The 13,167-nt window shown below is 72.1% G+C and carries 14 protein-coding genes and 1 pseudogene; 6 read left to right on the plus strand and 9 right to left on the minus strand.

The annotated features are described in order from the left end of the window. Positions 1–327: 327 nt before the first annotated feature. On the plus strand, positions 328–687 hold the full coding sequence (locus tag QTQ03_RS00755) for an antibiotic biosynthesis monooxygenase family protein (RefSeq protein WP_289276237.1): 360 nt from the start codon (positions 328–330) through the stop codon (positions 685–687). A gap of 56 nt (positions 688–743) precedes the next feature. Here QTQ03_RS00755 and QTQ03_RS00760 read toward each other — a convergent pair whose 3' ends face one another. After that, positions 744–2,369, minus strand: a complete 1,626-nt coding sequence (locus tag QTQ03_RS00760) for an FAD-dependent oxidoreductase (RefSeq protein ID WP_289276238.1) — start codon at positions 2,367–2,369, stop codon at positions 744–746. 190 nt (positions 2,370–2,559) lie between these two features. Here QTQ03_RS00760 and QTQ03_RS00765 point away from each other — a divergent pair, with 190 nt between their 5' ends. Genes QTQ03_RS00765 through QTQ03_RS00775 form a run of 3 tightly spaced genes read left to right on the plus strand, consistent with a single transcriptional unit; the run spans position 2,560 to position 6,114 of the window. Then, complete coding sequence (locus QTQ03_RS00765) at positions 2,560–4,230, plus strand: acetyl-CoA carboxylase carboxyltransferase subunit alpha (RefSeq protein ID WP_289276239.1); 1,671 nt, start codon at positions 2,560–2,562, stop codon at positions 4,228–4,230. Continuing rightward, positions 4,227–4,715 (plus strand): acetyl-CoA carboxylase biotin carboxyl carrier protein, encoded by a 489-nt coding sequence (locus tag QTQ03_RS00770; RefSeq protein WP_289276240.1) that lies wholly within the window; start codon positions 4,227–4,229, stop codon positions 4,713–4,715. Before QTQ03_RS00765 ends, QTQ03_RS00770 begins: the two co-directional genes overlap by 4 nt. A 22-nt stretch (positions 4,716–4,737) precedes the next feature. Next, on the plus strand, positions 4,738–6,114 hold the full coding sequence (locus QTQ03_RS00775) for an acetyl-CoA carboxylase biotin carboxylase subunit (protein WP_289276241.1): 1,377 nt from the start codon (positions 4,738–4,740) through the stop codon (positions 6,112–6,114). Positions 6,115–6,198: 84 nt separating this feature from the next. Here QTQ03_RS00775 and QTQ03_RS00780 read toward each other — a convergent pair whose 3' ends face one another. The 8 genes and pseudogenes from QTQ03_RS00780 to QTQ03_RS00820 all read right to left on the minus strand — a co-directional run bounded on the left by QTQ03_RS00780 (position 6,199) and on the right by QTQ03_RS00820 (position 10,884). Further along, complete coding sequence (locus QTQ03_RS00780) at positions 6,199–6,585, minus strand: SchA/CurD-like domain-containing protein (protein WP_289276242.1); 387 nt, start codon at positions 6,583–6,585, stop codon at positions 6,199–6,201. Next, a pseudogene (locus tag QTQ03_RS00790) lies at positions 6,585–7,318 on the minus strand (SDR family NAD(P)-dependent oxidoreductase). The gene QTQ03_RS00780 and the pseudogene QTQ03_RS00790 overlap by 1 nt, the downstream one beginning before the upstream one ends. Before the next feature lie 52 nt (positions 7,319–7,370). Continuing rightward, positions 7,371–7,706: an antibiotic biosynthesis monooxygenase family protein gene (locus QTQ03_RS00795; RefSeq protein WP_289276244.1), complete on the minus strand. Its 336-nt coding sequence runs from the start codon at positions 7,704–7,706 to the stop codon at positions 7,371–7,373. Beyond that, complete coding sequence (locus QTQ03_RS00800; RefSeq protein WP_289276245.1) at positions 7,706–8,431, minus strand: SDR family NAD(P)-dependent oxidoreductase; 726 nt, start codon at positions 8,429–8,431, stop codon at positions 7,706–7,708. The genes QTQ03_RS00795 and QTQ03_RS00800 overlap by 1 nt, the downstream gene beginning before the upstream one ends. 20 nt (positions 8,432–8,451) lie before the next feature. Beyond that, complete coding sequence (locus QTQ03_RS00805) at positions 8,452–8,928, minus strand: anthrone oxygenase family protein (RefSeq protein WP_289276246.1); 477 nt, start codon at positions 8,926–8,928, stop codon at positions 8,452–8,454. Between the two features lie 46 nt (positions 8,929–8,974). Continuing rightward, on the minus strand, positions 8,975–9,229 hold the full coding sequence (locus tag QTQ03_RS00810; protein WP_289276247.1) for an acyl carrier protein: 255 nt from the start codon (positions 9,227–9,229) through the stop codon (positions 8,975–8,977). 99 nt (positions 9,230–9,328) lie between these two features. After that, a complete protein-coding gene (locus QTQ03_RS00815) occupies positions 9,329–10,405 on the minus strand; it encodes an oligopeptide:H+ symporter (protein ID WP_289280614.1) in 1,077 nt (358 codons plus the stop codon). Then, on the minus strand, positions 10,351–10,884 hold the full coding sequence (locus tag QTQ03_RS00820; protein ID WP_289280615.1) for an MFS transporter: 534 nt from the start codon (positions 10,882–10,884) through the stop codon (positions 10,351–10,353). The genes QTQ03_RS00815 and QTQ03_RS00820 overlap by 55 nt, the downstream gene beginning before the upstream one ends. A 247-nt stretch (positions 10,885–11,131) precedes the next feature. Here QTQ03_RS00820 and QTQ03_RS00825 point away from each other — a divergent pair, with 247 nt between their 5' ends. Continuing rightward, on the plus strand, positions 11,132–11,734 hold the full coding sequence (locus tag QTQ03_RS00825; protein ID WP_289276248.1) for a PadR family transcriptional regulator: 603 nt from the start codon (positions 11,132–11,134) through the stop codon (positions 11,732–11,734). A 179-nt stretch (positions 11,735–11,913) separates the two neighbouring features. Continuing rightward, positions 11,914–13,137: an FAD-dependent monooxygenase gene (locus tag QTQ03_RS00830; protein ID WP_289276249.1), complete on the plus strand. Its 1,224-nt coding sequence runs from the start codon at positions 11,914–11,916 to the stop codon at positions 13,135–13,137. Positions 13,138–13,167 lie beyond the last annotated feature (30 nt).

Genomic DNA, 13,167 nt, shown 5'->3' on the forward strand with positions numbered 1-13,167 from the left:
CGCGTGGTGCGCCGCCGTCGACAAAGTGTCCGCTCGGCGCCGCTGCGAGACCGGGTAAGTGGCGCATAATCCCTTGTTCCATCGGCACACTGGACAAAAACTATCATCGATGCTGTCCTTTTTGCGTCGCTCGGCGGAATTGATGTGGACGCCGCCCATTTCCGCCCCGCCCCGAATCCGGTCCGGGTCGAGTACGCCTCGAGGACCGGTGCGCAGCCGTGCCGGCACCAGCCCGGCTTCAGCCATACCCCAGCGGATCGGGGTGTGCTGTGCCGACGGTCCGGACGGGACCGCTGCCACACGTGGCGCGAGGAAAGGGTGACCCACATGTCCGACCTGGAGGCACGGCCCGCGTTCGATGGTGCCGCACCGCAGCGATCGGCGCCCCGGGTCCGGGTCCTGGTCTACGCCGCCGCCCCCTCCGACGAGCCCGACGCCGTGGCGACCGCGTACCACCGGATCAGCCGCGATCTGGCCGGCACCCCGGGCCTGCTGCGCAACGAACTGCTCCGGGCCGCCGACGACGACCGCGCGTTCGTCGTGATGAGCGAGTGGACGAGCCTGGCCGCCTTCCGCGCCTGGGAGGTCGGGGCGACCCACCGCGACGCCACCGCCCCGCTGCGCGACTACCAGCGCGTGCCCGGCCCCCACCCGTTCGGCATCTACGAGGTCACCGCCACGTACTGATGCGGTGGGTACACGGGATCACCCACCGCATCGGTCCCACCGGACCGCGCACGTGGTCAGTCGGCCCGACCCAGCACGGTACGTAGTGCCTCCCGCAGCGCGGCGGCCGGATCGACCACCGCATCCGGAGAACACCAGGCCACGTAGCCGTCCGGCCGCAGCAGCGTCGCCCCGGCGGCGCCGTACCGGGCCGCGAATACCCGCTCGACGTCGACCAGGTCCGCGCCGGCCGCCGCCGACCCGATCCGGTACGCCCGCAGCGGCACCGACAGCTCCCGCGCCACCAGCGACCCGACCCCGTCCCAGCGGACCGCCGCGCTGCCGGTCAGCAGCACGAACGCGTCGTGGCAGAGGTCGTGCACCGAGATGCGCCGCCCGCCGCGATCCAGCCACAGGTGCGGCGCCCGCAGGCCCGGCATGGCACGCCGGGGCAGCTGGCGCCCGTATACCGTGTCGTGGGTCGCGCCGACCGTCGCCGTCGACCGGTAGCGTTGCCCGAGCGTGCAGAGCACGTCGTCGACGTCCTCGGTCGCCGGCTCCTCGCCGAAGCGGGCCCGCTGTCGCGCGACGGTGATGTCGGCCAGGGCCAGCGCGGCCGGCCGGCGCTCCGCCTCGTACGCGTCGAGCAGGCCCTCGCCGGCCCAGCCGCCGAGCACGCCGGCGAGCTTCCAGGCCAGGTTGTGGGCGTCCTGCACGGCGGCGTTCGCGCCCATGGCACCGGCCGGCGGCCAGACGTGCGCCGTGTCCCCGACGAGGAACACCCGCCCGGCCCGGAACCGGTCGGCCACGCCGACCGCCTCCTCCCAGGCGGCCACGTCGAGTACCTCGACCGGCCGGTCGACGCCGAGGAACGACCTGGCCAGCTCCCGGCAGCGCTCGGCGGTGTACGACGACGTCGGGGTACGCGCCGGGTCGAAGCTCACGCTCATCGCCCACTCGTCCGGTACCGAGGTGGTCAGGAACGAGGCGAGGCCGAGCTCGTCGTTCACCACGATCCAGAACATAGCCCGCTGCCGGACGATCCCGGCCAGGTCGGCCCGGACCAGGAACGTCACCCAGTGCTGGGTGACCCCCGGCCCGGCCCGGTCGATCCCGACCGTCTCCCGGATCCGCCCCCGGAATCCGTCCGCCGCCACCAGGAAACGGGACCGGACAACACGCCGGGCCCCGCCCGCCGCGTCCTCGACCACCGTGGTGACGCCGTCGTCGTCCGGCCTTGTCGACACGCACCGGGTGCCGAACCGGACGTCCGCCCCGCGGGCGCGGGCGGAGTCGACCAGGATCGGCTCCACGCTGCGCTGGTCGGCCATCACGAACTCGGCCGGGGTCAGCTCGGGCAGTGGCTTGCGGGTGTCGTCGGCCAGCAGCCACGTCCACTCCGCGCTGAGGGCCTCGCAGCGGACCACCCCTGCCTCGTCGTCGAACGGCCGGCCGGCCCGGCGGATCGACTCCGCGATCCCCAACGGCCGGTACAACTCCATGGTCCGCTGGTTGATCCCCCGCGCGCGGCCCTGCACCGAGCTGCCGGGATGCCGGTCCACCAGCACCGTCGCCACCCCCTGGTGGGCGAGGAACAGCGCCGCCGCCAGGCCGGCGTAGCCACCCCCAACCACCAGGACGTCCGTCGTCTCGTCGTACGTTTCGGCGGCGGGCTCCCGCCGCCCCGTCCGGCCACTCGGCATCCGCGTTCTCCCTCTCTGGCGACCGCGTGCCGCCCGTACCGCCGGACCAGCCCTGCGCCGACCGGCCGCGTCCGGACAGCAGGATCAGGGTCGGCCCTCGAGCGTCGGTGGACCGTGCGCCGGCCGGTGCCGGATGGCGGTTTCAGTCCGCTTCCAACCGGCGTTGAGGCGGCGGGGGGACGCTGCCGGGGTGAGCGTCCCGACCCTGTCCCCACCCGCGCCGGAGTGGGTCAGCTGCGGTACCTGCCGCGGCCTGACCTACGGTCCGCGCTTCGACCGGGACCTGCGGGTGTGCCCCGGCTGTGGTCACCACAGCCGGCTCACCGCCGGTCAACGCATCGAGCAGCTGCTGGACCCGGGATCCGTCCGGCCGCTGGAGCCGCCGACCGTGAGTGAGGACCCGCTCGGCTTCGTGGACTCCCACCCGTACCCGGACCGGCTCCGCGCCGCCCGCGGCAGCACCGGCCTGGTCGAGGCGGTCACCTGCGTGACCGGCACCCTGATGGGCCACCCGCTGGTGGCTGCCGTGATGGATTTCCGCTTCCTTGGTGGCAGCCTTGGCGTCGGGGTCGGCGCGGCCATCACCGCCGCCGCCGACACCGCGCGCGACATCCGCAGCCCACTGCTCCTGGTCACCGCCTCCGGCGGGGCGCGGATGCAGGAGGGCACGCTCGCCCTGATGCAGATGGCGAAGACCAGCCAGGCGATGGCCGAGTTGGACGAGGCCGGCATCCTGACGATCTGCCTGGTGACCGACCCGACGTACGGCGGGGTGGCAGCCTCCTTCGCGACGCTCGGCGACGTCGTCGTCGCGGAGCCCGGCGCCCGTATCGGCTTCGCCGGCCGGCGGGTGATCGAGCAGACCATCGGGCACGCGCTGCCCGAGGGCTTCCAGACCGCCGAGTTCCTGCTGACCCGCGGCCTGCTCGACGCGGTGGTTCCGCGTTCGGCGCTCCGCCCGACGCTCGCCCGGCTGCTGGCCGCCGGTACCCCGGTCGGCGGCACCCCGGCGGCGACCCGGATTCGACTCGTCCGCGATCCCGCCGAGCTGCCCGTCCGCGAGGCCGCGGACGTGGTGGCGGCGGCCCGGCACCCACAGCGCCCCACCACCCTCGACTACCTCGTCCAGGTCTTCGACGACTTCTTGGAACTGCGGGGCGACCGGGCCTCGGGCGACTGTCCCGCCATCGTCGGCGGGATCGGGCGGCTCGACGGCCGGCCGGTGGTCGTCATCGGCAGCCAGAAGGGCCGGGACACGGCCGAGCGTGTCCAGCGCAACTTCGGGATGGCACTGCCGGAGGGCTACCGCAAGGCAGCCCGGCTCATGCGGCTCGCCGCCAAGCTGGGCCTGCCGGTCGTCACCCTCGTCGACACCCCCGGTGCACACCCTGGCGTGGACGCCGAGGAGCGTGGGCAGGCGTGGGTCATCGCCGAGACCATCCGCCTGATGTCCAGGTTGCCGGTGCCGGTGGTCGCGGTGGTCACCGGCGAGGGCGGCAGCGGCGGAGCGCTGGCCCTCGCCGTCGCCGACCGCGTTCTGGCCTGCGCCGGCGCAATGTACTCGGTGATCAGTCCGGAAGGGTGCGCCGCGATCCTGTGGAAGGATCCGGCCGCCGCACCCCGGGCCGCCGCGGCGTTGCAGATCGGCTCCCGGGACCTGCTGCGCCACGGCATCGTCGACGCGGTGGTGCCCGAGCCGCCGGACGGCGCGCACGAGGACCCGGTCACCGCGGCGGATCTGCTTCGAGCCGCGCTGATCGAGTCCCTTCAGGAGATCGCCGCGGTCGCGGCGACGGATCTGGTGGCCGGCCGCCGGCGACGGTTCCGGCGGTTCGGCACCGAGGAGTCGAGGTGGGCATGACCAACGAGGCGACCGACCCGGCCTCCCGCGGCATCGACGAGCTGTGCCGGCAGGCGACCCAGCTCGCGCGGACCGCCCCGGCGCCGCTGCGTAGCGTTCGGGTGCAGGCCGGCGAGCTGCTCGTGGCGCTGGAGTGGCCGGACACACCGGCTGTCCCGACGGTCGGGGTGGCAGTGCCTGCCGTGCCGGCGGTCACCCCCGTCGCGGGGGAGACACCCCCGGCGGTCGGCACGTTCACTGTCGCGGCGCCGCTGGTGGGCACCTTCTACCGGTCCCCGGCGCCCGGTGCGCCGCCCTTCGTCGAGGTGGGCCAGGACGTCGCGTCCGGCCAGCAGGTGGCGATCGTCGAGGCGATGAAGCTGATGAACCCGGTGGAGGTCGACCGGCCGGGCCGGGTGGTCGAGGTGTGTGTGGCCGACGGCGCCGAGGTCGAGTACGGCGAGGTGCTCTTCGTGCTCGCGTCCCCCGAGGGGGACGCGGCGTGACCCCGACCAGGAGGTAGGACACGTGTTCTCCACCGTGCTGATCGCGAACCGGGGCGAGATCGCCCTCCGGGTCGCCCGGACCTGCCGGGAACTCGGCATCCGGACCATCGCGGTCTGCTCCGACAGCGACCGTGACTCGGCGGTGGCCCGGTACGCCGACAAGTGCGTCCGGATCGGACCGTCCGCGGCCCGGCTCAGCTACCTGAATCCCGCCGCGATCGTCACCGCGGCCCTGCAGAACGGCGCCGAGGCGGTGCACCCCGGCTACGGTTTCCTCTCCGAGGACCCGGACTTCGCCGAGATCTGCGCGGCCAACGGGCTGACCTTCGTCGGCCCGCCGGCCGCGCTGCTGCGCCGTCTCGGGGACAAGGCGCAGGCCCGCGAGATCGCCCGCGCGGCCGGCCTGCCGGTGCTGCCCGGTAGTTCCCGCTCACCCGCCTCGCTGGAGGAGGCGCGTGAGACTGCTGCCCTGATCGGTTACCCGGTGATCATCAAGGCGACGGCGGGTGGCGGCGGCCGGGGGATGACGGTCGTGCGGGATCCGCGCGAGTTCGGCCGCTCGTGGGTTCGGCTGCGGGTGGTGGCCCAGGCCACCTTCAACGACCCTCGCCTCTATCTGGAAAAGTTCCTGGGGAACGCCCGGCACGTCGAGGTGCAGCTGCTCGGCGACGGGGCCGGCGGCGTCATCCATTTGGGGGAGCGCGACTGTTCGGTGCAGCGGCGCCGCCAGAAGCTGGTGGAGGAGACCCCCGCGCCCGGCCTGCCCGGGGAACTGGCCGACCGGATCCGGTCGGCGGCGGTGCACGCGGCCCGGGAGGTGCGCTACGCCGGCGCCGGCACCTACGAGTTCCTGGTCGGCGACGACGGCGAGTTCGTCTTCATGGAGGTCAACTGCCGGATCCAGGTGGAGCATCCGGTCACCGAGCAGGTGACCGGCATCGACCTGGTACGCGAGCAACTGCGGGTCGCGGCCGGGTACGGACTGTCGGTGACCCAGGAGGACGTGCGGCCCCGGGGCGTCTCCATCGAGGTCCGGGTCAACGCGGAGGACCCGGAGCGGGGCTTCCTGCCCACGCCGGGGTTGCTCGACGAGTTCCTGCCACCGAGCGGACCGTTCGTCCGGGTGGACACACACGGCTTTCCCGGCTTCCGGGTCACCGCCGACTACGATCCGCTGTTGGCCAAGGTCACCGTCTGGGCCCCGGACCGGCGCCAGGCCATCGAGCGGGTCGACCGGGCGCTGGCCGAGTTCCGGGTGGCCGGCTGCGGCGTGCACACCACCCGCGACTTCCTCCGCCAGGTGGTGGCGCACCCGGTGTTTCGGGCCGCCAAGCACACCACCGGCTTCGTCGACGAGATGGCCGTCGAGGACGCCGTGCGGCTCCGCCTCGCGAGCTGAGCAGATCGGTCGGGGCCGGCCGATCCGGACGCGAACCCGAACGCGGCGGACCGGAGGATCCCGGTCCGCCGCGTCGGCGCGCGGTCAGCGCGGCTGTGGGGCCACGTAGTCGTCCCGCGACAGCTGCGAGATGCAGCGCATCGTGGCGTTGCGGAAGTACGTCTGGAAGCCCTCGGTCGTCTTCGTGTCCCGCTGCTCGGCCAGGTACGGGGCGAGCTTGCCCTCCAACAGGTGCACCCCCTGCTGCTTGGCCATGTGCCGGCCGATCGCGGCGAAGTCCCCCCGGTAGTGGATGACCCGTACCATGAGCTCGCCCTGAATGAACACGGCGGTGCCGAGCAGTTCGCCGACCTCGCTGCCGTCGTCGTCCCGCAGCACCGGCGAGTCCACCCGCCGGAAGTTCGCGAAGATCTCGGCGATCTCCTCCTCGTGCCCCTGCTTGACCTGGTAGGTGATGGCGGCGTATGGCATCAGATTCCTCCGTCCACGTGCAGGATGCTCCCGCTGACGTAGCGGGACTCGTCACCGACGAGGAAGAGCACCGGCCCCGCCACCTCGTCGGCTTCACCGAGCCGGCGCAGCGCGGTCATGCCCTTGATCAGCTCGGCGACCGGTGGCGGCGGTCCGCCGCCGGGTTCGGTGACGATGACCCCCGGGCCACCGTGTTGACCCGGACTCCCCGGTCGCCGACCTCGCGCGCCAGTGAACGGGTCAGCCCGACCAGCGCCGACTTCGACGCCGCGTAGTGCGCGCTGTGCGGCCGACCGCGTAGCGCCGCCGACGCACCGACGAGAACGATCGAGCCGCCCTCGACGACCAACGGCAGCATGGCCTTCGTCACCAGGAACGCGGCGGTCAGGTTGATGTCGACGACCCGCGCCCACTCCTCGGCCGTCAACTCCTGCAGCGAGGCACGGCCGTCGACACCAGCGTTGTTCACCACGGCGTCCAGCCCGCCGAGCGTCTCCCGACAGACCTCCGCCAGCCGGGACACGTCCCGCTCGTCGGTGACGTCGGCCTGCACGACCCGGTGGCCGGCGCCCTCCTTCTCCAGTTCCCGGGCGAACTCCTCGGCGTGCTCGCGGTCGTGGCCGTAGCAGGTCACCAGGCGGGCTCCGGCCCGCGCGGCGGCAAGCGCGGTGGTCCGGCCGATGCCGCGCGTGCCGCCCGTGATCAGGATCCGTTTCGCGGCGAGCGAACCCACGTCGGTGCCTCCCCTTCGTCCGTGGTGCTGGGTCGGGCGGCCGGTACCCGGGTCACCGGGCCGCCGCCGCGCCGGTCATCCCGTACACGACGCGCATGGTCGTCATCGACCCGCCGGAGCGGTACGGGTGCAGCTTGGTGCGGTGCTCCACGTGCGCGTCGCTGTGCTCGAACTCGCGGAAGCGCGGCTCGTCGACCCAGTCACTGACCACGTAGTAGACCGACTCCTCCTCGGTGCTGCGGGACAACCAGTGGCCGAGGTTCGCCGGGTGCTGGACGATCGCGCTGCCGACCCGGTGCCAGGTCTGCTCGAACTCCCGCTCCATGCCGGGGTGGATGGTCATGCGCAGCATGACCCGGAAGACCTCCGAGCCGTCCCCGGCGGCCATCAGATCCCCCCGTCGACGTTGATGGTCTCGCCGCTGACGAAGCTCGCGCTGTCACTGGCCAGGAACCGAACCACCGCGGCGATCTCGTCGGCCTCGCCGAGCCGGCCCAGCGGGATCAGGTTCTTGTACCGTTCCAGCACCGCCGGCGGGGTGTCCGTCTCGGTCTGCACCGGGCCGGGAGCCACCACGTTCACCCGGATGCCCTGCGGTCCCAGCTCCTTGGCCAGCGATCGGGTGAGTCCGATCAGCCCGAACTTGGCGGCGGTGTAGTGGGCGCGCAGCGGAATGCCGACGGTCGCCACCCGGGAGCCAACGTTGACCACCGAGGAGCCCGCGCCGAGCAGCGGCAGCGCCGCCTGGGTCACCCGGGCCGCGGCGGTGAGGTTGTTGTCGATGACGGACCGCCACTCGTCCGGCGGCAGCTCGGCGAACGGCACGTGACTGATCACGCCCGCGTTGTTGACCACCGCGTCGAGGCGCCCGAACCGCAGCCGGGCCTCCTCGACGAGCGCGGCGACGTCCGCGGCGTTGGTGATGTCGGCCCGGACCACCTGGTGGGTGCCGGGGGTGGCCTTGAGTTCCTCGACGAGGCTGCCGACCACCTCGCTCTCCGTCCGGTAGCAGGTCACGACGTCGGCTCCGGCGCGGGCGAAGGACAGCACGATCGCCCGTCCGATGCCCCGGCTGCCGCCGGTCACCAGCACTTTCTTCCCGGCAACGTCCATGGTGTCTCCTTCCTGGGGTTTCAGGGGCTCGCGGCGGCGCCGAGCAGCACCGCCACGGCACTCACGTTCACGGCGAACGCCAGCACGGCCAGCGTCGTGCGCAGCAGGTTCCAGTTCCGCCAGCGGACCCGCGGGTCGGTCCGCGCCCAGTCGGCGGGCGGGCGTCGCGGGTCGAGCGACATCACGTACCGGTTGATCGGCACGTTCTTCACCACCGAGATCACCATCACCAGCACCAGCAGGGCGCCGGCGGTGCCGAACAGCGCCCGAGCGGCGCTGTCGTCGACGGTGGCGACGAGTACCAGGACCAGGGCACAGGCGGTCGCGTTGAGCGCCGGCATGAGCGGGTCGTAGCGTCTCCAGAGGAACTGCACGGTCCCGACGTAGGTCTGGTACGGCACGGCCAGGCTCATCGGTGCCAGCCCGATGACTGTGGAGACCATCACACCGACCGCCACGCCGTTGGCCACCAGCGCGACCGCCACCAGAAGTGGCATCACGTCGAGACACCCGGTACGGGGCCGATCGGCCGTCCGGGCCCCGTCACGACACCACCGCGTGCCGGTTCACGTAGTCGACGAGGCGGGCCGGGGTGGTCAGGTCCGGCACGTCGTCCTCGCGGACCTTCACCCCGGACTCGTGCTCGATGCGGGCGGTCAGCTCCAGCACCGCGAGCGAGTCGTAGCCCAACTCCTGGAACTCTCGGTCGCCGACGTCGCCGTCGAGGTCGACCGACTCGTCCACGCCGGCGCTCTCGCGCAGCAGCCGCCGTACGTCGTCGAGATCGATTGTCGTCACCACTGACCCCTTCCGTGCCCGGCCGGCCCGGTCCGGGCCGGCTCAAGGTTGTCGGCCGGCCGTCGAGACGTCGTGGAGTCCCGGTGGACGGCCGCTGCGTCATTGCTGACCCGCCGGGCGGGCGACCCGTGGCGCGGGCGGCGTCGGCGGCGCGGGCTGGGGTGCGTCGTCGACGAACGGCGCATTCAGCCGGCGGCGGAAGGCCAGGAACAGGGCGCCGATCGCCAGCGCGACCACGGCGAGCGAGACGTAGTAGACCGGCCCCGAGAGCACGTCGATCAGCGCCGCCACCTGGGCGCTCAGGCCGCCACCCAGCGCGGCGAACAACCAGTAGACGCCGATCGCCTGGCCGAGGAAGGCCCGCGGGACGAGGTCGGCGATGGCGCTGATGCTGACCGCGGCCACCACGATCTCGCCCAGGGCGTGCAGCAGGTAGACCGAGAGCAGCCAGAGCGGGGACACCCGGTCGCCCCCGGCCGCGAGCGCCGCCGCCACGGTCATCAGCAGGAAGCTGACTCCGGCCAGCAGGAGACCGAAGGCGAACTTGTCGGGTACGGCGACCCGTGCGCCGAGCCGGGTGAGCTGCCAGGCGATCAATGGCGCGACCAGCAGCATGAACAGCGGGGTGGCGCCCTGCAACCAACTAGCCGGGAAGGTGAAGCCGAAGACGGTGCGGTCGGTCGGCTCCTTGGCGAACAGCGTCAGCACGGAACCGTCCTGACCAGCCAGCAGCCAGAAGACGGTCGCGGCCAACATCAGCCGGAGCATCACCGACAGCCGCCACCGGTCGTCGCCGGTCAGCTCCGGGTTGCGGCGCAGCCGCCGGTACGCGCCCCACGGCGCGGCGATGAGCAGCAGGCCGACGATGCCGAGCGCGGCCTGCGGCGGGACCACACCGGCGCTCAGGCCGACGATCAGCAGCAGGACGAGCATGCCGGCGATCGGGACCAGTCGGTGCAGCAGCCTCCGGCGTTCGGCCGGCGACAGCGGGCGGGCCCGCCGCGCGCCCGTGCTGCCGAGGGCACGCCGTCCGACGGCCGTGGTCAGCACGCCGACCGCGACGACCGCGCCGATGGTGGCGAAGGCGAGCCGCCAGCTCACCCGCTCACCGAGCGCGCCGATCACCAACGGTGCGAGCAGGCCGATCGCCTGGATACCGACGAAGAACGCGGCCAGCGTCGCCTCGCGCCGCCCCGGGTGCCGGCGAGCATGTTGACCAGCGCCTGGTGGTTGGGCTTGAACAGCCCGAAACCGGCGGAGACGAAGAGCAGGCCGAGCAGGGACAGCGGGGACGGCGGCAGGGCAAGGCTGAAGCAGCCGAGGGAGATCAGGGCGAGTCCGGTCACCAGCGCGCGCTGTTGGCCCAGCACCCGGTCGGCGAACCAGCCGCCGGGCAGCGCGAACATGAACGTGATGCCGATGAACGCCCCGAACAGTGCGGCGCCGCTGCCCGGGCTCAGGCCGAGTCCACCCTGGTCGGTCGGGGCGACCGCGTACAGCACCAGGATGGCCTGCATGCCGTAGAAGCCGAAGCGTTCCCAGAGCTCGGCGACGAACAGGCTGCGGAACCAGCCACTGGTGAACAGGCGGTCGGTCGGTGCGGTGCGGTGCGGCGCGACGGCGGCCGCGGCGGAGGACCTGGTCGTGTCCACCATGGGAGGTCACCTCCGGCTGTGGGCGGTCGGGCCCCAGCCTCGGGTAGCGGTGTCGCGCCCGGATCGAGCGCCGCTGGACCCGGGCTCGCGGGTTGCCGGCGGTTCGGCGGGCCCGGCATCCGCGTCGAGTCACCGTCGGCTCGCGTCCGTGAGGCTGCGGATCACTGTCCGCATCCTGGCAACTACGAATGGTTGACATCGAATGGTTGATCCTGGATAGTCGATATCGACCTTTTAGGAGTGCCCGATGGAGCGACGTCGAGTGCCCAACCCGTTGGCGCTGGCCGTGCTCGCCTGGCTGCTCCTGGAGCCGATGCACCCCTACGAGTTGGGGCGCCGACTCCGGCAGAGCGGCAAGGACCGCCACGTCAAGTACACGCGGAGTTCGCTCTACATGGTGGTCGAGCAGCTCACGAGGGTGGGCTTCATCGTCGAGCGGGAGACGGTGCGCGATGGCCAGCGGCCGGAACGCACGGTGTACGAGATCACCGACGAGGGTAGCCAGGAGTTCCATGACTGGCTGCGTGCGCTGCTGGCGCAGCCGCGGGAGGAGTATCCGCACTTCGCCGTCGCGCTGTCGCTGCTGAGTCTGCTTCCGCCCGACGATGCCGTCGAGGTGCTCCGGAAGAGGCTGGCGGCGCTGGCCATCAAGATCGACGAGAGTCGCGTCGCCACCGACGACGCCCTTGCCCAGGGTGTCGACTGGTACTTCCTCGTCGAGGAGCGGTACGCGCTCGCGGTGATGGAGGCGGAGAGTGCCTTCGTCGCCGACCTGATCCAGTCGCTCGCCGCGCCGGGCTACGTGAAGTCGTGGCAGGAGGCCATGGCGAGTCGGATGGGACGACCGTGACGAGGGCGGCACGTCGGGAGGCGGCTCCGTCCTGACGTGCGAGATTTCGACGTCATGATGACGTCTAGCCTGCTTGACTGACGTCAGTGATGACGTCAATATGGAGTCACGCACCTGATCCAGTTGCCCACCACGCCGGGTTGTGTGAAGTCCTGGCCGGAGACCATTGGGAGTCGTACATGACAGCCGCAAAGAGGGCGCTGGTCGTCGGGGGTGGCGTTGCCGGCCCGGTGGCCGCGATGGCGCTGCGCAAGGCCGGCATCGAGGCGACGCTGTACGAGGCATATCCATCGATGGCCGACGGCATCGGTGTCACCCTGACGCTCGCGCCCAACGGGGTTGCGGCCATGCGCCTGGTGGGTGCCGACGATGCCGTCCGGGGCATCGGCCTGCCGATGAACCGCACCGTGGTCAGTGACGGCTACGGCGTGCGCATCGGCGAGTTCCCGCACGTCTCGGTCCAGCCGACCACGCTCGGGCTGTGGCGTGACGAGCTGTCCCGGGTGCTGCACGAGCAGGCCGAGGCGCAGGGCCTGCGCATCGAGTACGGCAAGCGTCTGGTGGACGCCGAGGAGACCGCGGACGGCGTCGTCGCCCGTTTCGAGGACGGCACCACCGCCACCGGGGACGTGCTGGTCGGGTGTGACGGCGTGCGCTCACGGGTGCGGACGCTGGTCGACCCGGACGCGCCGCGGCCCGCGGTGATGCCGTTGCTCAACTTCGGTGCGGCCGCGGAATACGCGGTACCGGAGGCGGATGCGGACTCGATGTACTTCGTCTTCGGCAAGAAGGCCTTCTTCGGCTACTGGGTGCAGCCTGACGGCCGGACGGCCTGGTTTGCCAACGTGCCGGACAACCGCCCGATGACGTACGCCAAGGCCAACGAGATCTCGGCGGCCCAGTGGCTGCGCGAGTTGCGCACCACCTTCGCCGACGACGTGCCGGCCCGGCAGGTGGTGGAGCACACCAACCCGGACGCCCTGGTCGCGATCGGATCGATCGAGAGCATGCCGCCTGTCCCGCGCTGGTACCGGGGTCGGATGGTGTTGGTCGGCGACGCGGTCCACGCCCCGTCGCCCTCCTCCGGGCAGGGTGCCTCGATGGCCGCCGAGAGTGCCATCCAGGTGGCCCGCTGCCTGCGGGACTTCGACGACCTGCCGGGCGCGTTCGCCGCATACGAGAAGCTGCGCCGGGAGCGGGTGGAGAAGATCATTCTGCGCGGGAAACGGACCACGAACAGCAAGACGGTCGGCCCGTTCGCCAAGACGATGATGCGGATCATGATGCCGCTCGCGCTGAGGACCTTCCTCAACCCGGAGAAGACCCTCGGCCCCGAGCAGCGGTACCGCATCGACTGGGACGCTCCGGTCACGTCGGAGCTGCAGACTCCCGTCCGAGCCTGAGCGCGCCAGGACGTGGGGAGGCGGTCGGAC

Source organism: Micromonospora sp. WMMA1363, from assembly GCF_030345795.1.
Taxonomy (GTDB): Bacteria; Actinomycetota; Actinomycetes; order Mycobacteriales; family Micromonosporaceae; genus Micromonospora.